The following is a 21,520-nucleotide window of genomic DNA, read 5'->3' on the forward strand; positions in this document are numbered from 1 at the left end:
GAATCGCGGGAGACTTGAGCGGCGAGCCGCCCCTGTGGATGCCACGAATGGAGTACTGTTCGTGGAGCCTGAGCCTTCGGTCATCCTCTCGACTGCCATTCGACCGGCATTCGCTACGGGGACCGCAGTACCGGGCACGCACGGCGGCGCTCGACCCGAACCGTCGCTCCACATCCACGTGCGGGGAAGGGCCGGAAGGCTCTGACGCGGCGTCACAGTGCGACGCGGCGAACAGGCCACCGTGCCACAGCGGTGTGACCGGACGGAAGTCCGACACGCCGAAGAACTCTGCAAGGTTGTGGCAACTCGCCAGTGGGCAGGCCACACTCAGTACGGGAGCAGCGACGCAGGTGACGTCGGCAGGCACCACCCGGGAGGTAACCGTGCCCGAACTGCGGGTTGTGGCCGTCAGCAACGACGGCACACGGCTGGTGCTCAAGGCTGCCGACAGTACGGAGTTCACCCTCCCGATCGACGAGCGCCTACGCGCCGCGATCCGCGGCGACCGGCCGCGCCTCGGCCAGATCGAGATCGAGGTCGAGAGCCACCTCCGTCCGCGTGACATCCAGGCGCGGATACGAGCCGGTGCCTCCGCGGAGGAGGTCGCCCAGGCCGCCGGCATCTCCGTCGATCGGGTGCGCCGCTTCGAGGGCCCGGTGCTGGCCGAGCGTGCCTTCATGGCCGAGCGGGCCCGCAAGACCCCGGTCCGCCGCCCCGGCGAGTCCACCGGCCCGCAGCTCGGCGAGGCCGTGGCCGAACGCCTGGTGCTGCGCGGTGCCGAGAAGGAGACCGAGCGCTGGGACTCCTGGCGTCGCGACGACGGCACCTGGGAGGTCTCCCTCTCCTACCGCTCGGACGGCGAGGGCCGCACCGCGTGCTGGACGTACGACCCGCCGCGGCGACTGGTCCAGCCGAACGACGACGAGGCCCGCGCGCTGATCGGCGAGAACGTCGAGCGCGAGGAGGAGTCGGTCTTCCCGTTCATCCCGCGGATCGCCCGGCTCCCGCACGACCGCCCGCTGCGTCCCATGATCGAGCGCCCCTCGGCGGACCGGATCATGTCGGCGCCCGATCGGCTGCCGGCCCGCGAGGCCACCGCGACCGCGGCGACCGCCGAGGCCCGTGACTCGCTGACCAGCCTGCTGGACGTGGTCCCCGCCTTCCGCGGCGACCTCGCGGTGAGCCCGTCCGCGATCGAGGCCGCCCCGGTGGTCGAGGAAGGCGAGGTGGTCGAGGAGCCGGCCGCCGCCGCTGCGGCTGCCGCACCCGTGGTCGGCGCCGGCTCGGCGTACGCGGACATCCTGATGCCGCGCGCGGTCGCCCCGCACCGCGAGCGACTGGTCGGTACCACCGACCGGCAGGCCGAGGCGGACGGCGTCCGGCCCGGCCGCCGGGCCACCGTGCCCAGCTGGGACGAGATCGTCTTCGGCAGCCGCCGGAAGAAATCCGACTGACCGACTTCTCGGAGCTGCCGGCTCGGCCACCCGTGAGAGCGAGGGCGGCCGAGCCGCTTCTGCCGCTTGCGGCCGCCCTGTGCCGGTCTGCTCTACGGTCAGCCGTGCTCTACGATCAGCCGCGCTCTGCGGTCAGCCGCGCTCGGCGCCGGTCGCGGCCGGGCGCTGCGGGTCGCGCGACCACTCGCTCCAGGAGCCCGGGTACAGCACCGCCTGACGCCCGGTCAGCTCCAGCGCCAGTGCCAGGTGGGCCGCCGTCACGCCTGAGCCGCAGTAGACCCCGACCTGCGGGTCCGCGTCAGGCTCGACCCCCAGCGCCGCGAAGCGCTCGGCCAACTCGGCGGCGGAGCGGAACCGGCCGTCCGGGCCGTTGTTCTCGAAGGTCGGCGCACTGACCGCACCGGGGATGTGCCCCGCACGCGGGTCCAGCGGCTCGACCTCACCGCGGTAGCGCTCGCCGGCCCGGGCGTCCAGCAGCAGCCCGGTGCGCGCGAGCTCCGCCGCCTGGTCCGCGTCCAGCGTCGGCAGCCCACCGGGCACCGGCTTGAAGTCGCCCTCGGCCGGCCGCGGCTGCTCGCTGCTCACCGGCTGCCCCGCCGCCCGCCATGCGGCGAGCCCGCCGTCGAGCACCCGGACCTCCCGGTGGCCGGCCCAGCGCAGCAGCCACCAGGCGCGGGCGGCCGAGGTCGCCGGCCCCGCGTCGTACACCACCACCGGGCGGTCGGCCCGGACACCCGCGCGGCGCAGCGCCGCGCCGAGCAGCTCCGGATCCGGCAGCGGGTGCCGGCCGGCAGCGCCGGGCGGGCCGGCCAGGTCGCGGTCCAGGTCGAGGAAGGACGCGTCGGGCAGGTGCCCGGCCGCGTACTCGTCGGCGCCGGACGGGGCGCCGCCCGCCATGGCGGCCAGCTGGTAGCGGATGTCCAGCAACACCGGCGGGCGCTCGCCCGCCAGCACGCGGGCCAGCTCTTCGGCGGAGATCAGCGGAGAGATGTTGTCCATGTCCGCCATTCTGCTGCCTGATGCACTCCGATGGCGGTCGCCGGGTGGCGCTCCGTGCTCCTTTGTGCGCTCTTTGCCATGATTTCCGCCCCGTCGCCCGGTGTGTCGCTCCCCCAGGTGGGACCATCTGGGCCTGGGGCCCGCGCCGCCGGGCCGGATGCCCCGCGAGGAGGCTGTGATGACTGCGGTGAAGGTCCGGGTGGCGCACGGTTCGCCCTGCTGGGTGAGCCTGATGGTCCATGATCTCGAACACGCCGAGCGGTTCTACGGCGCACTGCTCGGCTGGAGCTTCACCCCCGGGCCGACCGAGCTGGGCTGCTACGTCCGGGCCAGCCTGAACGGGGCCAAGGTGGCCGGCATCGGTGTGGCGCCGCCGGAGCTCGCGCTGCCGACCGAGTGGACCACCTACTTCGCGGTGGACAGCGCGGACGAGGTCTCGGCGCGGGTGCGCGAGTGCGGCGGCACGGTCGCCGTCGGGCCGCTGCAGTCCGAGCAGGCCGGACGCCTGACCATCGCGGCCGACCTGTCGGGCGCGTTCTTCGGCCTCTGGGAGGGCGAGGAGCACCTCGGCTGGGAGGTGGTCGGCGAGCCGGGCGCGCCGGTCTGGAACGAGCTGGTGACCAACGACGAGCCGCTGGCCGCCGCGTTCTACGGCTCGGTGCTCGGCCGCGCGGTGGTCCACGCGGACCCCTCCGCAGTGGCCCGCGGCGAGGAGGACGCCACGCTCCAGGTGGAGGGACACCGCGTGGCCGGGATCAAGCAGACCACCGACCTGCGGGACGGCCCGCCGCGCTGGCGGGTCTACTTCGCGGTCGGCGACGTGGACCGGACCGTCCGCCAGTGCCTGGAGCTGGGCGGCGCGCTGCTGGTGGAGCCGCACGACACGCCGTACGGCCGGGTCGCCAGGCTGGCCGATCCGGAGGGCGGGCGGTTCTCGATCGTGCGGCTGCCGTAGGTCCTGTCCGGCCGGAGCCAGTCAGTACTTCTCGTGCTTCTAGTTCTTCTCGGACTTCTCGAACGGCAGCACGTCCGGGCTCAGCGTGGCTGCCCGGGCGGTCGCGGCGGTGAGCCGGCGCCGGTGGTGGCGGCGGCAGAGCACCTCGTAGCCGACCTCGTCCTCGCTCACCGCGACGTCGCCGACCACCACCTGCGGTCCCTCGACGACCATCACGCCGCCGACCGTACGGGCGTTGTGGGTCGCTCGGGCTCCGCACCAGCAGAGCGCCTGGACCTGCAGGATCTCCACCCGGTCGGCCAGTTCGAGCAGCCGCTGCGAGCCGGGGAAGAGCCGGGTGCGGAAGTCGGTGGTGATGCCGAAGGTGAAGACGTCGATGCCCAGCTCGTCGACGACCCGGGCGAGCTGGTCCACCTGCTCGGCCGTGTAGAAGTTGGCCTCGTCGCAGATCAGGTAATCGACCTTGCCGCCCGCCGAGAGCAGCTGGACGACGTAGTGCTGGAACTCGAACCCCTCGGTCACCTCGACCGCCTCGGCGCGCAGGCCGAGCCGGCTGGAGATGGTGGAGGCGCCGGCCCGGTCGTGCCGGGCGAAGATGATCCCCTGCCGGCCGCGGGCGGCATGGTTGTGGTTCATCTGCAGCGCGAGCGTCGACTTGCCGCAGTCCATCGTCCCCGAGAAGAACACCAGGTCAGCCATGGGTGGAGCGTGGGCCTTTCGTCAGGCGGGGGAACAGCGGGCAGATCAGGGGCAGCGCGGCACCGTCAGGTGCGCACTTCGAGCAGCGGCACGAACTGCTCGACCGGGGTCATCGAACCGTGCAGCCCGGTCATCGCGGACTCCCCCGGCTCGCCGCGCGAGGCGATCACCGCGACGTCGTCCCGGGCGGCCGCCACCACGTCGCCGATCCGGTGGTACACCCGGTCGTCCACCGCCGGGCCGAACCAGCCGGCCTCGATCGCCTGGTCGCGGGTGGCCACCCACATCCGGTCGCCGAGCACCTCGCTCCAGACCGTGAACACGTCGGCGGCCGCGCCCGGCACCGCGTAGACGTGCCGGGCGCGGGCCTCGCCGCCGAGCAGGGCGACGCCCGCACTCAGCTCCCAGTCGTCGTCGAAGTCGATCCGGTCCTCCGGGGCGATGTCGATCATGCCGTGGTCGGCCGTCACGTACAGCGCCGAACGCGGCGGCAGCTGCTCGGCGAGACGCAGCGCGAGCCGGTCGACGGTGTTCAGCATCATCCGCCACTCGTCCGAGTCGACCCCGTACCGGTGGCCCATGCCGTCCAGCTCGCTGACGTACGTGTAGACCAACGCTCGGTCACTGGCGGCCAGTTGACTGGCCGCCAGGTCCATCCGCTCCTCGCCGGTGGTGCGGCCGAGGAACTGGCCGCCGGAGAGCGCGATCCGGGTCAGCGGGGTCTGCGCGAAGAGCGGCGAGGAGACCTGGCTGGCCGACACGCCGGCCGCGTGGACCCGCTCGAAGACGGTCGGGTACGGCTGCCACTCCCGCGGATCGACCGGGGGCTGCCAGCGCAGCTGGTTCATCAGCTGGTTCCGGCCCGGGATCGCGACCGTGTAGCCGGCCAGGCCGTGCACGCCCGGCGGCAGCCCGGTGCCGACCGAGGCGAGCGAGGTCGCCGTGGTGGACGGGAAGCCCGCGGTGAGCGGACGCCCGGTCCCGCCGAGCGAGCCGCCGAGCAGCGAGTGCAGGAACGGGGCGTACTCCGGATGGCGACGGATCAGCTCCCAGCCCATGCCGTCCACCAGGAAGACGCAGACCCGGTCGGCGGGGGCGATCGGCAGCGTGCTGGTGAACCCGGGCACGCCCAGGCCCGCCGCGACCGAGGGCAGCAGGTCGCTCAGCGAGCCGCTGCCGTATCCGGGGGCGGGCGCGTCGGCCGGGTCGAGCAGCTCGAAGGCGTCGTGTTCGTAAGGCAGGTGGTGCGACGTCATGTGGGTGATCAGGCCCCGCTGATGGTGGCCTCGGACAGCGCCCGGGCGAATACCAGCGCCTGGGCCACCGTCTCCGGACCGTCCCCCGCCTCGCTGACCCGCAGCGACAGGTCGTCGGCGGTGGACGAACCGGTGTAGCCGTGGTCCGCCTCGCAGTTCGGGTCCGAGCAGCCGGCCGGCTCCAGGTCGATCCGCTGCACGGCGCCCCAGCCGATGGTCAGCACCACCTCGCGCGGCAGCGTGCCGGGGGTGTACGTCTCCGGATTGGCGACCATCCGGCTGAGCACCACCGAGCCGATCCGGTCCAGCCGCACGCTCTCCGTCGAGGTGGTCGCGTACGGCACCGGGCTGGTCGCGTCGGCGGCCTGCTCGTCGGTGTGGCTCACCACGAACCGGGTCGGGGTCAGCACCAGGACGGTGACGTGTCGGCGGACCTCGTTGGCGTCGAAGGTGGTCTCCTGGTGGACCAGGTAGGAGGTGATCGGCTCCGGGCCCACCGCGGACTCGACCGCCTCGGAGACCAGCGCCGGGTAGTAGCCGCTGCGCTCGATCGCCGAGCGCAGGTCCTGCGTGGTGGTGGTACCGGTCTTCGCCATAACTCCATCCTGGCATGCCCCGCCGACGCAGCGGGCCGAACTGCGCCGGTCTTCCGCACCGGCCGGGCAACCGGCCGCCGGACGGAAGGGCGCAACCCAGGAAGGTTACAGGGTGCTCATGCTGCGCGGGCCCAGATCGCTGCGGACCGGCAGCGGCGCCAGTTGTACTCTCGCCGCCAGCACCGCCAGCCCGTGCCGGGCCACCACGACCGGTTCGAGCTCGACTGCGGCCACCTCGGGCAGCTCCTCGACCAGCTGGGAGACCCGCAGCAGCAGCTCCTCCAGGGCGCCGGTGTCCACCGGGTCGGCGCCGCGCCAGCCGAACAGCAGCGGGGCCGCCCTGACCTCGCGGACCAGCGCCGCGACCTCGGCGTCGGTGGCCGGGATCAGCCGGTGCGAGACGTCCCCGAGCAGCTCGGCCGGGGCACCCGCGAGCCCGAACGAGAGGATCGCGCCGACCGCCGGGTCCAGCGCCGCGCCGATCACCGTGTCCACCCCGCGGGCGGCCATCCGCTGGATCACCAGCTGGGCCCGGGCCGCGCCGCCGAGCCGGGCGGACAGCTCCTGGTAGGCCCGGCGCAGCCCGTCCTCCTCCATCAGGTCGAGCCGGACGCTGCCCAGGTCGGGGCGGTGGCGCAGGTGGGGGGCGGTGGCCTTGAGCGCGACCGGGTAACCGAACCGGGCCGCCGCCTGGACGGCCGCCTCCTCATCGGGCGCGGGCAGCGCCTGCTGGACGTCGATGCCGTAGCAGCCGAGCAGCTCGGCCGCATCGGCGTCGGGCAGCGTGAAGCGGGCGCCGCCGGGCTGGGTGCGGGCGGCCGTGGCGGTCCGGGTGTCCAGTGCCCGCTCGACCAGCCGGCGGGCGGCCTGCGGGTCCGTCCGGTCCAGCTCGGGCACCCGCGCGGTCTGCTCGGCGGCCTCGTAGCCACGCCGCCAGGCGCCGTAGCGCACGGCGTGTGCCAGGGCGTGCACGGCCCGCTCGGGCGCGGGGTAGGCCGGGACGGGGGCGTCGGCGGCGGCCAGCAGCGGCGGCAGGTCGGCCAGCGCGAGATGGGTGAGCAGCAGCGGCTTGTCCAACTGGTGCGCGACGGCCGCGGCGGCCAGCAGGCCCTCGCCGACCTCCGGGTCGGTGCCGGGCAGCGTCGGCTCGTCCCGGTAGGCGACGCTCGGCGTCGCGAGCGGCGGGATCGCGACCGCGATCACCGCGTCCACCGCCGGGTCGCGCAGCGCGGTCTCCAGCGCGATCCGGAAGTTCTCGCCGGTGGCCGCCGTGGTCAGGTCCACCGGCGTGCGCGGGCGCAGCCCCGCGCTGAGGCAGGCGTCGTGGGTGAGCAGGCCGAGCGAGTCGGAGTTGCCGACCACCGCGACCCGGTCGCCGGCCGGCAGCGGCTGGCGGGCCAGCAGCTCCCCGGTGTCGAAGAGCTCGGTGATGGTGTCCACCCGGATCACCCCGGCCTGCTGGAAGAGCGCGTCCACGGTCGCGTCCTGCAGACCGGTGGCGGTCGGCGGCACCGCGTGGCCGGGCGGCAGGCTGCCGGTGTGCCGGGCCCCCTTGACCACCACGATCGGCTTGGTCGAGGCGAGGCGGCGGGCGATCCGGGTGAACTTGCGCGGATTGCCGAAGGACTCCAGGTAGAGCAGCACCACCCGGGTGGCCGGGTCCTCCTCCCAGTACTGCAGCAGGTCGTTGCCGGAGACGTCGGCCCGGTTGCCGACCGAGGCGAACGAGGAGACGCCCAGCCCGCGCCGGTGCGCCGCCTCCAGCAGCGCCACCCCGATCGCGCCGGACTGGCAGAAGATCCCGAACGGCCCCGCCGCGGGCAGGATCGGCGCGAGCGAGGCGTTCAGCGGATGCTCGGGCGCGGTGTTGAGCAGCCCGAAGGCGTTCGGGCCGATCACCCGCATGCCGGCCGCGCGGGCCTGGCGCACCAGGGCGCGCTGGCGGTCACGTCCGGCCGGCCCGGTCTCCGCGTAGCCGGCCGTCACGACGACCAGGCCGCGCACCCCGTGCGCGCCGCACTCGCCGACCACCCGCGGAACGGCCTGCGCGGGCACCGCGATCAGCGCGAGATCCACCGGCCCCGGGATCTCCAGCACCGAGCGGTACACCTCGAAGCCGTCCAGCACCGCGCCGGGCGGGGCGGAGCTGTTCACCGCGTACACCGGGCCGGTGAAGCCGCCGGCCAGCGCGCGCAGCAGCGCACGGCCGGCGGACAGCTCGTTGCGGGAGGCGCCGATCACCGCCACCGAGCGAGGGGCGAGCAGTCGCTGCACCGAGTGGGCCTCGGCCCGGTGCTCGCGGGCCCGCATGACGGCGAGCGAGGCGGCGGTGGGCTCCAGGTCGAACTCCAGGTGCACCACACCGTCGGCGAAGCTGCGGCGCTGGGTGTAGCCGGCGTCGGTGAAGACCTTCGCCATCTTCCGGTTCTCCGGCAGCACCTCGGCGACGAACCGGCGGATGCCGCGCTCCTGGGCCACGGCGCCGATGTGTTCCAGCAGCGCGGAGGCCACGCCGCGGCCCTGGTGGGCGTCCTGCACCAGGAACGCGACCTCGGCCTCGGTGCCGTCGGTGCTGGGGCGGCCGGTGGCGTCGATCCGGTCGTAGCGGACGGTGGCGATGAAGCGGTCGCGGACGACCACGGCGAGCCCGACCCGGTTCACGTAGTCGTGGTGCGTGAAGCGCTGGACGTCGCGCGCCGAGAGCCGGGGATAAGGGGCGAAGAAGCGGAAGTACTTCGACTGGTCCGAGACCTGCGCGTAGAACTCCACCAGGCGATCGGCGTCGGCGGGGGTGATCGGCCGGATCCGCGCGGTCCCGCCGTCACGCAGCAGGATGTCGGCCTCCCAGTGCTGGGGGTAGCCGTGCGGGTCGTCGGGCTGCGCGCCGTGCGGGTCGTCCACAGGCGCCAGGCTATCCGGCGGCGGGGCGGATGGCTTGCCGCCGGCGGGCGCGGCAGGCTGGAGGGGCCGGCCGCTCGGCAGTCTCCGGTGAGGCGGCCCGGCAGGGCGGTCCGGGTAGGGCGGTCCCGGTTGCCTGCCACCCGTGCCAGAATGGTCTAGACAACATGTCGTTAGTACCGGACAAGCAGTACCGGACAAGCAGCACCACCTGAAAGGCACGTCTCATGGCTGAGCGCCGCGTCACCATCGGTTGGCCCGAGGGCCTGCACGCCCGTCCCGCCTCGGTCTTCGTGCGGGCGGCCGCCGCCGTCGGCGTGCCCGTCACCATCGCCAAGAACGGCGGCGCCCCGGTCAACGCCGCCTCGATGCTGGGCCTGCTGGCACTGGGCGCCGAGGGTGGCGAGGAGGTCGTGCTGGCCTCCGACGCCGACGGCGCGGACGCCGCGCTGGACCGGCTCGCCAAGATGGTCCGGGAGGGCCTCGACGCGCTGCCCGAGGCGGTCTGACCGAGGTGCCCTGACCAAGGCGGTCTGACCGACCGACCCGCGTTCACGGGTTTCCGAAGGGGCGTCCCGCCGAAAAGGCGGGGCGCCCCTTCGACGTCTACTGGCACACTCGTCCGATGATCGAACTCCAGACGCCGACCGCCCTGCGTGAAGCCGCCGAGGACGACGGCCTGCTGCTCTGGGCCGGCCAGGGCCTCACCGTGCCCGGCGTCCGCGCCTGGGCGCTGGACGGCGCGGTGGCCGTCGCCTCCCCCGCGCTCTCCGGTCCCAACCGGCTCGCCGTCCGCGGGCCGGTCGCCGCCGTCGCGAAGCTGGTCCGGCACGCGCTGGCCGAGGCGGGGCCGACGTACCGCGTGATCGCCGACGCCGCGCTGGTGGCCGAGCTGCTCCGTGAGCTCCCCGAACTGCGCGACGTACCGCCGTTCCACTGGATGGAGCTCGCCGGGGACGGCCTCGCCGTGCCCGGTGGCGTCCGGCTGCTGGAGCGCTCCGAACTCACCGGGGCCGGCGAGCTGATCGACCGGGTCTTCCCCACCTCCTACGCCCACCCGCTGCGCCCCGGCGCCACCGCCTGGGCCGGGGTGCACGACGAGACCGGTCGGCTCACCGCGCTCGCGGCCGACGCCTGGAGCGCCCCCGAGATAGGTCTGCTGGCGGGCGTCGTCGCCGACCCCGAGTACGGCCGTGGCCGCGGCCAGGCCGAGGCCGCCTGCCGCCTCATCCTCGACGCGATGCTCCGGCGCTGCGGCCGGGCCGGCCTGATGGTGCACGCGACCAACGCGGCCGCGATCCGCCTCTACGAACGCCTCGGCTTGCGCCGGCGCGAGATGTCGGCGGCCTACGTGGACGGCGCCTGAGCGCCTACCCGGATGGCACCTGACCGGCCGTCAGTCACGGTGCGGCGAAATCGGGTGCGGGGCCGGCGGACGGCTGGGAGGCTGGAGTGATGGACACTTCGAAGCGCTTCCGGATCACTCACGCCGATCACCCCATCGCCGCGCCGCTGAGTGACGAGAGCGTCGCGACCCTGCTCAGGCGAGCCGTGCGGCGCGGCGACGAGCGCGTCCTCGACCTCGGCTGCGGCGAGGCCACCTGGCTGATCCGTGCCCTGGCCACGCACCCGCAGCTGACCGCCGACGGCGTCGACATCGACGCGGCCGGCCTGACCGCGGCCCGCGAGACCGCCGAACGCGCAGGGGTGATCCGGCGCCTCGGCCTGCACCACCGGCCGGCCGCCGAGTACACCGCCGCGCACCCCTACGACCTGATCCTCAGCGTCGGCGCCACGCACGCCTTCGGCGGCCTGCTCCCCACCCTCGACGCAGCCCGCCGCCACCTCGCACCCGGCGGCACCGTCATGGTCGGCGAGGGCTACTGGCAGACCCCGCCCACCGAGGCCGCCGCCGCAGCCTTCGGCGGCGCCATCGACGAGTTCGACAACCTCGCCACCCTCGTCGACAAGGTCACCGCCGCCGGCTGGGTCCCCGTCTACGGCCACCAGAGCACCCAGCACGAACTCGACGACTACGAGTGGTGCTGGACGGGCTCGCTGGCCGCCTGGGCCCTCGACAATCCCGACTCCCCTGACGCCGCCGAGGCGATGGAGATCGCCACCGCCCACCGCAACGGCTGGCTGCGCGGCTACCAGGGGACGTTCGGCTTCGTCACGCTGCTGCTGCGCCGGGCGGACTGACGCCTCCTCACATCCGTCCCCGCCTGGCGGCGGATGTCGTACCCTGCTGCAATGACTGCCGGTTTTGCCGTGAACTTGCTTGCAAAGGCGCGTACTTGATGGACAGTCGGCACTCATCCGCTGACACCCACAATGAGTTCTCCGGCAGCCATGCCGACATCGTGGTCCAGGCGCGCACGATCTACGGCGGTGTGCACGTCTCCGTCGACGCCCAACAAGTGCCGATCTCCCGACGGGCCGCGGCGGCATGGTTCGCCGTCGCGGCCGTTCTTGTCGCCTTCGGAGCGGCACCGCTCTGGCAAGGAGCGACACACATCAACAAGGGGGGCGGCTACCTGCTGCTCGCCGCAGGGTTGGTCTCCTGGGCAGTGGCCATCCGGATCGTTCAGGTGACCTGGCAGTGGCGCAAGCTCTACCAGCGGCCCGAGTTGCTGCGGCGAAGGCTGGCCCTGGCCGCGGAGGGACTGGCCGAGGCACTGAAGGAGCAGTGGGAACAGGAGGTCCTGTTACGCCGCCTGCAGGATCCCACCCTGCTCACCGTGCGCTGGCACTCCGCCGACCCGTCCCTGGCGGACCACTGGGCCAACGTCCGCGGAGATGACGCCGGTGAACTGCCGCTCGACCTGGGCGGGGAGGTGAGTGGCATCGTCAGCGTGTTCCAGCAGGTGCCGTCGCGGCGGCTGGTCGTGCTCGGGCCGGCAGGGGCCGGCAAGAGCGTGCTGGCGCTCTGGTTCGTCCTGGACTATCTGAAGCAGCGCCAGAGCGGTGATCCGGTGCCGGTACTCCTGGGGCTCGCCTCCTGGGATCCGGCCGCCCTGAGTCTGGACGCGTGGGTGGCCGGCCGTCTGGCGGTCGAGCGGCCGGAGTTGGCCGCACTGGCTGCCTCCGGGCGCACGATGGCCGAGGAGTTGGTCCGGTCCCGGCGACTGCTTCTGGTACTCGACGGCCTGGACGAGATGCCGCGACAACGGCAGCCGGAAGCCCTGAGGACGCTCAGCAGATTCCTCAGCCGCGACAGCCCCTTGCTGCTCACCAGCCGGACCGAGGAGTACCAGGCTGCGGTGGAGGAACTGCAGGCCGTCATGAGCGCCTCGGCGGTCGTCGAGCTCAGTCCGCTGACGCTGGCCGATCTGGGCCGATACCTACCGCGCACCACGCGCAGGCTGCCGGGCGACACCTCTCACACCAAGTGGGATCGGGTCCTTGAACGTCTACGTCAGGAGCCGGGAGACCGCCAAGTCCAGCTGCTCAGCGAGGTGCTGTCCACGCCGCTGATGACCGCACTGGCCCGGACCGCTTACAGCGACAGCACCGCCGACCCGTTCGAGCTGTTGGATGCCGAGCGGTTCCCCGGAAAGGAAGAGCTCGAAAACCATCTGCTCGACCAGCTGATCCCGTCGGTGTACGTGGACTTGCCGCCTGATCCCGGGAAGCGTCGCGAGTGGCGGGCCCAGGAGGCTCAGCGGTGGCTGACCTGGCTCGCCCGTGACCTGAGTGATCGAGGTTCCCGGGACATCGCCTGGTGGGAGTGGAGTCCGGCCACCCAGCGGGCCTTTTCGGCGCTTGGGCTGCTGACGGCCTGCGGCCTGGCTGTGTTTTTACTCGAGTGGCTCGCGATTCCCACATCGGTCGAGCTACGGGGTGTGCACATGCCACTGTGGCTGGGGATTTCCGTTTGGTATGCCCCCCTTGTCGCCCTCGAATTACTCGCCGCGCTACGCCATGCTGCGGCACCGATCCGATATGGGCTCCGACCGGACTGGGTGGCGATGCGTAGTGCCACGCTCGCCGTCCCAGGCCTGTTCATTCTCGAAGACGTTCTTCTGGCGAATTTTGCGGCACCACTCTGGGTCATCATCGGAATCAGTGTTTCCCTGCTGGCGCTACGCGTCGTATCCAACGCCCCCACTGATGCATCCAGGGCCAACAGCCCGGCATCGCTCATGCGGGCTGACCGGCGGATTGCTCTGGCATTCGGCTCGGTCGGCATTTTTTGCGGGCGGCACCCCAGGTGGCGGTTGGCGATGATGCTGATCGGGCCCTTGGGGGTGCTGCGGATCTCACAGGTCAACGGCTTGGAGACGGGGAACGCCACACAGTGGGGCGTGACCGCAGTCGTGACGGCGTTGGCCTTCTTCATCTCCGGACTTTCGTTCTCCGCCTGGGGGAGATTTACCGCAACCCGCCTGGCGCTGGCCGTGAGGGGAAGGCTGCCATGGTCGGGCATGGCGTTCCTCGCGGACGCCCATCGGCGCGGCGTTCTACGACAGACCGGTGGCACGTACCAGTTCAGACACGGCCGCCTACAGGACCGGTTGGTCACCTTGTCGGGCTCCGGGCCGCCAGGCCGACTGCTGCCCGTCGGGCACACAGCCGCGCGGCCAGCGCCTCGTTCTTGGTGGCATGACCCAATCAGGTTCTCCACTCAATATCAGAACATGTCTGCGCAGCTCCATCGGCGGCTCCCGAAAAGGACGCTGATAGCCGGGAAGACACTGGTTGCACTTCTTCCCGTGGCCATGTTGACACTCGGCGGCGAAACAGTCACCACCGCGGTGCAGAGAACGCCGGTTCCACGTGTGGAGGCCAGGCTTGGAGTCCAGGATTGGGGAACCACACTGGCCCCGCACGGGAGCCCTTACCAGAGCGTGGCCGCGCCCTGCACGCTACTGGACGAGGCGACCCTGGCACGACTCGATACCGTGGGCGACCTGCGGTTCCCCACGAGCGATGGGTACGGCTGTCACTGGGCATCCTATAAAGAGGGTGGCTTGGAGCTGATTCAAGCCATAGATCTCAGCTTCGCGCTACAGTCCCCTGTAGGAGGGAACAGTGCCGTCAAGCAAGCCATCCGCTTCTACAGGGCGACTGCGGAATACCAGAGCCTTCAGGGATTGTGCAACGAAGCCTCCGAACGAACGCTCAAAGTGTCTGTTCACGACGCCCTGGTGACAGACGTCGAGGTCTACGCGCAATGTGGAAATCTCCTTGCGAAGCTTGGCTTCATATCACCCGACGCCAATATTTCCCGGATAACCGAGATTGCCGAGATACTGACGAGGACAGCCCTGATGAACGCACTGGGACCCAGTGTGGTTCATGAGGCCAACGGGCCAGGCAAGAGCATCAGCATGCGGTCACTGGCGCCTGTCGGCGGGTAGCCCGGATTCCTCAGACACGTGAAGAAGGGCCCCGGCAACCACCGGAGCCCTCCCCTGAGCGGGCGCAACCTCACCCCTTCACGCAAACGACCTGCTTCAGCTCCGCCACGATCTCCACAAGGTCCCGCTGCTGCTCCATGACCTTGTCGATCGACTTGTACGCCCCCGGGATCTCGTCCACGACGCCCGCGTCCTTGCGGCACTCCACGCCCTTGGTCTGCTCCTCCAAGTCCCGCGTGGTGAACCGCTTCTTCGCCGCCGTCCGGCTCATCTTCCGGCCGGCGCCGTGCGAGGCGGAGTTGAACGAGGCCGGGTTGCCCAGCCCGCGCACGATGAACGAACTGGTACCCATCGAGCCGGGGATGATCCCCCACTCCCCCGAGCCCGCGCTGATCGCGCCCTTGCGGGTGACCAGCAGGTCGGCGCCGTCGTACCGCTCCTCGCTCACGTAGTTGTGATGGCAGCTGATGACGCCCGGGCGGTACTCGACCGTCGTCGGCGCACCCTGACCGTCGTCATGCCGGCTGGTGACGACCTCGTCGAACGTGACCTTCGCGCGCCGGAACTCGCTGCGGACCACGTCCTGGAAGAGCGCCATCATGACCGAGCGGTTGTACTTGGCGTACTCCTGCGCCCAGAACAGGTCCTGGCGGTAGGCGTTCATCTGCGGTGTGTCCGCGATGAAGACGGCGAGGTCGCGGTCGACGATGCCCTGGTTGTGCGGCAGGGAGCGGGCGACCGTCATGTGGTGCTCCGCGAGCTCCTTGCCGATGTTGCGCGAGCCGGAGTGCAGCATCAGCCAGACGGAACCCTCACCGTCGAGACAGAACTCGACGAAGTGGTTGCCGGATCCGAGCGTTCCCATCTGCTGGGTGGCACGTTCGAGCCGGAACTTGACCGCAGGGGCGATCGCTTCGGAGCGGCCCCAGAAGTCGTCCCACCGTGCCGAGCCGAAACCGTGCAGCCGGCGCGGGTCCACCGGCTCGCTGTGCAGGCCGCGCCCGACCGGGATCGCCTGCTCGATCTTCGAGCGCAGCCGGCTCAGGTCCTCGGGGAGGTCGTTCGCGGTGAGCGAGGTCTTCACCGCGCTCATCCCGCAGCCGATGTCCACGCCGACGGCGGCCGGGCAGACGGCGCCCTTCATCGCGATGACCGATCCGACGGTGGCGCCCTTGCCCAGGTGGACGTCGGGCATCACGGCCAGGCCGTGCAGCCAGGGCAGGGTGGAGATGTTGCGCAGCTGCTGCATGGCCGCGCCCTCGACGGTGGCCGGGTCGGCCCACATCCGGATCGGGACGCGAGCGCCGGGTACCTCGGTGTACGACATGGTGGAAGGACCCCCTGAGTGTCGACAAGTCCAGCCTAGGACTCGTCGTGGTTTCCGTGACCGGTGAACTGGTGCGTCGGTCAGCTGGTGAATCGGTGGTGCCACGCGAAGCGTCCGGCGTGGCTCGGGAAGTACGGGGTGGGCGCGCAGGCTGGTGGGCGGCGCGCTCAGGCGGTGCGACGGCGACGGCGCAGCGAGAGGCGGGACAGCCTCGGGGAGCGCTGGGCGCAGACGCGCCTGGCTGGGTGCTCGACCCGCATGGTGACCGCCTCCTCTCCGTCCGTCCGTTCGGCTGCCGCGCGGTGCGACGGGGATATCAACCCACGACGCCGCAGGGGCGCGCAACGGAATTTCGGCGAACGGGTGAGGGCCCGGCAGACACTGCTGCCGGGCCCCCAAAGCTTTCCTCGGATGCCACTCGGAGGAGGTCGCGTCAGCTGGTGACGACGGTGACCTCGCCGATGCCGAGCTCCTTGACCTGGTCGGCGATCACCGAGGCGTCCCCGACCAGCACGGTGACCAGCCGCTCGGGCGGGAACGCGGCGAGCACGGCGTCGGTGGCCGCGCCGGTGCCGAGCTCGGCGAGCCGGCGGTAGACCTCGGCCTGGAAGTCGTCGGGCAGGTGCTGCTCGACCTGGTCGGCCAGCGTGCCGGCGACCGAGCCGGCCGTCTCGTACTTCAGCGGCGCGACCCCGACCAGGAACTGGACGGCCTCGTCGCGCTCGGCGTCGGTGAGGCCCTCGGCGGCCAGCGTGCGCAGGATCGTCCAGGTGTCGGCCAGCGCGGGGGCGGTCGAGGCGGTGTCCACCGAGCCGCTGATCGCGAGCAGCGCGCGGCCGGTGCCCTCGGCGTTGGAGCGCAGCGGCTGGGCGAAGGCGCGCACGCCGTACGTGTAGCCCTTCTCCTCGCGCAGCACCCGGTCCAGCCGGGAGGTGAGGGTGCCGCCGAGGCAGTAGGTGCCGAGGCTCTGCGCGGCCCAGCTCGGGTCGTGGCGGTCGGGGCCGACCCGGCCGATGAGCAGCTGGGTCTGCACCGAGCCCGGCCGGTCGACGATGATCACGCGAGCGGAGTCGTCCGCGGTGACCGCGGCGCTGACGGAGGCCTCGGCCGGCTCGCCGGTCCAGGCGCCGAGGGTGCTCTCGAGCAGCGCGGGCAGGTCGATGCCGGTCAGGTCGCCGACCACCACGACCGTGGCCGTCGCGGGGCGGACGTGGGCCGTGTAGAACGCCTGCACGGCCGCCCGGTCGATGCCCTTGACGCTGTCGGCGGTGCCGGCGCGCGGCCGGGAGAGCCGGTCGTCGGCGGCGAAGAGCTCGGCGTAGAGCGCCTTGGCGGCGCGCCGGGCCGGGTTGGCCTGCTCGTGGACGATCTCGTCCAGCCGGTTGGCGACCAGGCGCTCGATCTCGTCGGCGGGCAGCGCGGGTGCGCGCAGCGCGTCGGCGAGCAGCGTGAGGCCACGCTCCAGACGGGAGGCGGGGACCTCCAGGACGACCCGGATGCACGGGTGGTCGGCGTGCGCGTCCAGGGTGGCGCCGGCCCGCTCGAGCTCGCCGGCGAACTCCTCGGCGGTGAGCGTGTCGGTGCCCTCGGTGAAGGCGCGGGACAGGATGGTGGCGACGCCCTCCAGGCCGGCGGGCTCGGCCGCGAGCGGCGCGTCGAGAAGGACCTCGACGGCGACCAACTGCTGGCCGGGCCGGTCGCAGTGCAGCACGGTGAGGCCGTTGGCGAGCGAGCCGCGGACCGGCGCCGGGAACGCCCAGGGGGTGGGCGTGCCGGGCTGCGGCTGCGGGTGGAAGGTCATGGTGGGAACGATGGCACTCATGCCGCGTCCTCCTCGTCGGTGCCGGAGGCGTCGTCGGCGTGGTCGGAGTTGTCGGAGTCGGTGGCGGTGAGCGGCTCGTAGACCAGCACCGCGCGGTTGTCGGGCCGCAGCCGGGCCGCGGCGACGGCCTGCACCTCGTCACGGGTGATGTCCAGGACCCGGCCGAGTGCACCGTTGACCAGCTTCGGGTCGCCGAACAGCACGGCGTAGCGGCAGAGTTCGTCGGCGCGACCGCTGACGGTGGTCAGCCGGTCGAGCCACTCGCGCTCGATCTGGGCCTGGGCCCGCTCGAGCTCCTCGTCCGTCGGGCCCTCGGCGGCGAAGCGGGCGAGCTCCTCGTCGACCGCGGCCTCGATCTGCTCGATCGTCGCCTCGCCGGAGGTCTTGATGTCGAGCCAGCCGAGCGACGGGGCACCGGAGAGCCGGAGCAGACCGAAGCCGGCCGAGACGGCGGTGCGGTCGCGACGGACCAGGCGGTTGTACAGGCGGCTGGACTCGCCGGACCCGAGCACGGTCAGCGCGAGGTCGGTGGCGTCGGCCTCCCGGGTGCCGTCGTGCGGCAGCCGGTAGGCGGCCATCAGGGCGCGGGAGGGGACCTCCTCCTCGACCACCTGGCGGATCTGCTCGCCGATGATCTCGGGCAGGCTGCCGTCGCGCGGCGGCTGCTTGCCGTCGTGCCCGGGGATGCTGCCGAAGTACTTCTCGACCCAGGCGATGGTCTGCTCGGGGTCGATGTCGCCGACCACCGAGAGCACCGCGTTGTTGGGCGCGTAGTACGTGCGGAAGAACGTGCGGGCGTCCTCCAGCGTGGCGGCGTCCAGGTCGGCCATCGAGCCGATCGGGGTGTGGTGGTACGGGTGGCCGTCGGGGAAGGACAGCGCGGTCAGCTTCTCGAACGCGGTGCCGTACGGCACGTTGTCGTACCGCTGGCGGCGCTCGTTCTTGACTACGTCGCGCTGGTTCTCCATCGAGGTCTCGTCGAGCGCGGCGAGCAACGAGCCCATCCGGTCGGCCTCGAGCCAGAGGGCGAGTTCGACCTGGTGGGTCGGCATGGTCTCGAAGTAGTTGGTGCGCTCGAAGCTGGTGGTGCCGTTGAGCGAACCGCCGGCGCCCTGAACCAGCTCGAAGTGCCCGTTGTTCGAGACGTTGGCCGAGCCCTGGAACATCAGGTGCTCGAAGAGGTGCGCCAGCCCGGTGCGGCCCTTGACCTCGTGACGGGAGCCGACGTCGTACCAGAGGCAGACCGCGGCGACCGGGGTGAGGTGGTCCTCGGAGAGCACCACGCGCAGGCCGTTGGCCAGGCGGTGCTCGGTGATGGCGATGCCTCCGGTGGAGGCGGGGGCCGGGTTGGCCATGCGCTCGGGTCCTTACCGTCGGTTGGATCGGGGGTGTCTACGGCCCCCATTGTGGTGTAACGCGTAGGGTGCCGGGATGTGCCCGCGCGGACCGCGCGTTCGCCACCGGCGGAAGCGGATACGAGCGGCCGGGCCTGCCGGGACCTCGGGTCGCAGATCCGGCCCTGGGCGGGGAGTGTCCGCGTGAGGGTCCACAATGGGGTCGCCGTACCCAGAACTACTGACAGACGTAAGGGAGCCCCGCCGCGATGGCCCGCCGCAGTTCGCCGACCCCGCCGCCCGGAGACTTCGAGGAGCGGATCCTCGACGTCGACGTCGTTGACGAGATGCAGGGTTCCTTCCTGGAGTACGCCTACTCGGTCATCTACTCGCGTGCCCTGCCGGACGCGCGGGACGGACTGAAGCCGGTACACCGACGGATCCTGTACCAGGCCAACGAGATGGGCCTGCGCCCGGACCGCTCGCACGTGAAGTGCGCGCGCGTGGTCGGCGAGGTGATGGGCCGGCTGCACCCGCACGGTGACGCCTCCATCTACGACTCGATCGTCCGGATGGCGCAGCCGTTCTCGATGCGGGTGCCGCTGATCGACGGTCACGGCAACTTCGGCTCGCTGGGCAACGACGACCCGCCGGCCGCGATGCGTTACACCGAGTCGCGGCTGACCGCGGCCTCGATGGCGCTGGTGGAGTCGATCCACGAGGAGACCGTCGACTTCGGGGCGAACTACGACGGCAGCGAGCAGGAGCCGGTCGTCCTCCCGGCAGCCTTCCCGAACCTGCTGGTGAACGGCGCGACCGGGATCGCGGTCGGCATGGCGACCAACATGCCGCCGCACAACCTCTCCGAAGTCGTCGCCGCCGCACGGCATCTGATCAAGCACCCGCAGGCCGACCTGGAAACCCTGATGCGGTTCATCCCCGGCCCCGACCTGCCGACCGGTGGTCGGATCGTCGGACTGTCGGGCATCCGGGACGCCTACGAGAGCGGCCGCGGCACCTTCAAGATCCGCGCCACCGCGACGATCGAGAACGTGACGGCCCGCCGCAAGGGCATCGTGGTCACCGAACTGCCGTTCACCGTCGGCCCGGAGAAGGTGATCGCGAAGATCAAGGACCTGGTCAACGCGAAGAAGCTCCAGGGCGTCGCGGACGTCAAGGACCTGACGGACCGTTCGCACGGCCTGCGGCTGGTGATCGAGGTCAAGAACGGTTTCGTGCCGGAGGCCCTGCTGGAGCAGCTCTACAAGCTCACCCCGCTGGAGGAGAACTTCGGCATCAACAACGTCGCGCTGGTGGACGGCCAGCCGCTGACGCTGGGGCTGAAGGAGCTGCTGGAGGTCTACGTCGACCACCGCTTCGAGGTGGTCCGGCGGCGCAGCGAGTTCCGGCGGCGCAAGCGCCAGGAGCGGCTGCACCTGGTCGAGGGCCTGCTGGTGGCGCTGGTCGACATCGACGAGGTCATCGCGCTGATCCGGTCCAGCGACAACGCGGCGCAGGCCAAGGAACGCCTGATGGAGCGCTTCTCGCTCTCCGAGGTGCAGACGGCCTACATCCTCGACACCCCGCTGCGCCGGCTGACCCGCTTCGACCGGGTCGAGCTGGAGACCGAGCAGGAGAAGCTGACCGCGGAGATCGCCGAGCTGACCGAGATCCTGGAGTCGGACAGCCGGCTGCGCAGCGTGGTCTCGAACGAAATGGGCGCGGTGGCGAAGCAGTTCGGCACTGAGCGCCGCACGGTGCTGCTGGAGTCGGGCGCGCTCCCGTCGGCCGCGCTGTCGGTGCCGCTGGAGGTGGCGGACGACCCGTGCCGGGTGCTGCTCTCCTCGACCGGCCTGCTGGCCAGGACGGCCGACGGCGAACCGCTCACGGCCGGTGACAACCGTTCCAAGCACGATGTGATCGTCTCCTCGGTGCCGGCGACCGCGCGGGCCGATGTCGGTGCGGTGACCTCGGCCGGGCGGGTGCTGCGACTGCCGGTGATCGACCTGCCGGCGCTGCCGCCACAGCCCTCACTGTCGTTGGCCGGTGGGGCCCAGGTGAGCGAGTTCCTGCGGCTGGAGGCCGGCGAACGGCTGATCGCGCTGACCACGCTGGACGAGTCCTCGCCGGGGCTGGCGCTGGGCACGGTGCAGGGCGTGGTGAAGCGTGTGGTGCCGGAGTGGCCGGCGAACAAGGACGAGTTCGAAGTGATCGCGCTCAAGGACAGCGACGAACTGGTCGGCGCAGTGGAGCTGCGCACCGGCGAGGAGGACCTGGTCTTCGTCACCAGTGACGCGCAGTTGCTGCGCTACCCGGCGGGCCAGGTCCGGCCGCAGGGCAGGCCGGCCGGCGGTATGGCCGGGATCAAGCTGACGGACGGCGCGCGGGTCCTCTCGTTCACCGCGGTGGACCCGGCGGCCGACGCCGTGGTCGTCTCGGTGGCCACCGCCTCGGGCACGCTGGCGGGTGCCGAGCAGACCAGTTGGAAGGTAACGCCGTTCGAGCTCTACCCGCGCAAGGGCCGGGCCACCGGCGGGGTGCGCTGCCAGCGGTTCCTGCGTGGCGAGGACGGGTTGGCCTTCGCCTGGGTGGGCGCGGCGCCGGCCCGGGCCGCGGCAGCGAACGGCTCGCCGGTCACGCTGCCGGAGCACGACCCGCGCCGCGACGGCTCCGGAACCCCGGTCAGCACGCCGATCGCCGCGGTGGCGGGACCGGCCTGAGTCACCACGCGCACCGTGCGGGGCCCGCACCGAACCGGGCCCCGCACGGTGCGGGGCCCGTGGGCAGTCGGCGGTCCCCGGCGGGTGCGGGCAGCAG

General features: G+C 72.0%; 15 protein-coding genes. 7 read left to right on the plus strand and 8 right to left on the minus strand.

All coding sequences use genetic code 11. The annotated features are described in order from the left end of the window. The first annotated feature begins 350 nt into the window (after window positions 1-350). Window positions 351-1,454, plus strand: coding sequence for a septation protein SepH (gene sepH, locus AC060L_RS26360; RefSeq protein WP_483801408.1), 1,104 nt, complete (start codon window positions 351-353; stop codon window positions 1,452-1,454). A gap of 132 nt (window positions 1,455-1,586) precedes the next feature. Here sepH and AC060L_RS26365 read toward each other — a convergent pair whose 3' ends face one another. Then, window positions 1,587-2,444: a sulfurtransferase gene (locus AC060L_RS26365; protein ID WP_483801486.1), complete on the minus strand. Its 858-nt coding sequence runs from the start codon at window positions 2,442-2,444 to the stop codon at window positions 1,587-1,589. Window positions 2,445-2,631: 187 nt separating this feature from the next. Between AC060L_RS26365 and AC060L_RS26370 the strand changes: the two genes are divergently transcribed. Then, the gene (locus tag AC060L_RS26370) at window positions 2,632-3,408 is read left to right on the plus strand and encodes a VOC family protein (RefSeq protein WP_483801409.1); all 777 of its coding nucleotides are present in this window, start codon (window positions 2,632-2,634) and stop codon (window positions 3,406-3,408) included. A gap of 39 nt (window positions 3,409-3,447) precedes the next feature. On the opposite strand, the gene AC060L_RS26375 is transcribed toward AC060L_RS26370, so the two are convergent. The 4 genes from AC060L_RS26375 to AC060L_RS26390 form a co-directional block, all read right to left on the minus strand. Continuing rightward, window positions 3,448-4,107, minus strand: a complete 660-nt coding sequence (locus AC060L_RS26375; protein WP_483801410.1) for a thymidine kinase — start codon at window positions 4,105-4,107, stop codon at window positions 3,448-3,450. Between the two features lie 65 nt (window positions 4,108-4,172). Further along, window positions 4,173-5,363, minus strand: a complete 1,191-nt coding sequence (locus tag AC060L_RS26380; protein WP_483801411.1) for an alkaline phosphatase family protein — start codon at window positions 5,361-5,363, stop codon at window positions 4,173-4,175. An 8-nt stretch (window positions 5,364-5,371) separates the two neighbouring features. Beyond that, window positions 5,372-5,959: a DUF5998 family protein gene (locus tag AC060L_RS26385; RefSeq protein WP_483801412.1), complete on the minus strand. Its 588-nt coding sequence runs from the start codon at window positions 5,957-5,959 to the stop codon at window positions 5,372-5,374. Between the two features lie 105 nt (window positions 5,960-6,064). After that, window positions 6,065-8,860 carry a bifunctional acetate--CoA ligase family protein/GNAT family N-acetyltransferase gene (locus AC060L_RS26390; RefSeq protein WP_483801413.1) on the minus strand — a complete coding sequence of 932 codons (2,796 nt, stop codon included), beginning with the start codon at window positions 8,858-8,860 and terminating at the stop codon, window positions 6,065-6,067. Between the two features lie 224 nt (window positions 8,861-9,084). Here AC060L_RS26390 and AC060L_RS26395 point away from each other — a divergent pair, with 224 nt between their 5' ends. The 4 genes from AC060L_RS26395 to AC060L_RS26410 all read left to right on the plus strand — a co-directional run bounded on the left by AC060L_RS26395 (window position 9,085) and on the right by AC060L_RS26410 (window position 14,220). Beyond that, window positions 9,085-9,366 carry an HPr family phosphocarrier protein gene (locus AC060L_RS26395; protein ID WP_483801414.1) on the plus strand — a complete coding sequence of 94 codons (282 nt, stop codon included), beginning with the start codon at window positions 9,085-9,087 and terminating at the stop codon, window positions 9,364-9,366. Window positions 9,367-9,482: 116 nt separating this feature from the next. Continuing rightward, entirely contained in the window at window positions 9,483-10,223 is a 741-nt protein-coding gene (locus tag AC060L_RS26400) for a GNAT family N-acetyltransferase (RefSeq protein ID WP_483801415.1), read from the plus strand. Window positions 10,224-10,312: 89 nt separating this feature from the next. After that, window positions 10,313-11,059, plus strand: coding sequence for an SAM-dependent methyltransferase (locus tag AC060L_RS26405; protein WP_483801416.1), 747 nt, complete (start codon window positions 10,313-10,315; stop codon window positions 11,057-11,059). Window positions 11,060-11,157: 98 nt separating this feature from the next. Continuing rightward, on the plus strand, window positions 11,158-14,220 hold the full coding sequence (locus tag AC060L_RS26410) for an NACHT domain-containing protein (protein WP_483801417.1): 3,063 nt from the start codon (window positions 11,158-11,160) through the stop codon (window positions 14,218-14,220). 70 nt (window positions 14,221-14,290) lie between these two features. Here AC060L_RS26410 and AC060L_RS26415 read toward each other — a convergent pair whose 3' ends face one another. The 3 genes from AC060L_RS26415 to AC060L_RS26425 form a co-directional block, all read right to left on the minus strand. Next, on the minus strand, window positions 14,291-15,547 hold the full coding sequence (locus AC060L_RS26415) for an RtcB family protein (protein ID WP_483801418.1): 1,257 nt from the start codon (window positions 15,545-15,547) through the stop codon (window positions 14,291-14,293). A 433-nt stretch (window positions 15,548-15,980) separates the two neighbouring features. Beyond that, entirely contained in the window at window positions 15,981-17,369 is a 1,389-nt protein-coding gene (locus AC060L_RS26420; RefSeq protein WP_483801419.1) for a M16 family metallopeptidase, read from the minus strand. Then, the gene (locus AC060L_RS26425) at window positions 17,366-18,724 is read right to left on the minus strand and encodes a M16 family metallopeptidase (protein ID WP_483801420.1); all 1,359 of its coding nucleotides are present in this window, start codon (window positions 18,722-18,724) and stop codon (window positions 17,366-17,368) included. The genes AC060L_RS26420 and AC060L_RS26425 overlap by 4 nt, the downstream gene beginning before the upstream one ends. Window positions 18,725-18,972: 248 nt before the next feature. Here AC060L_RS26425 and AC060L_RS26430 point away from each other — a divergent pair, with 248 nt between their 5' ends. Continuing rightward, on the plus strand, window positions 18,973-21,423 hold the full coding sequence (locus AC060L_RS26430; RefSeq protein WP_483801421.1) for a DNA gyrase/topoisomerase IV subunit A: 2,451 nt from the start codon (window positions 18,973-18,975) through the stop codon (window positions 21,421-21,423). The last annotated feature ends 97 nt before the right edge of the window (window positions 21,424-21,520 follow it).

Source organism: Kitasatospora sp. NEAU-69, from assembly GCF_057158765.1.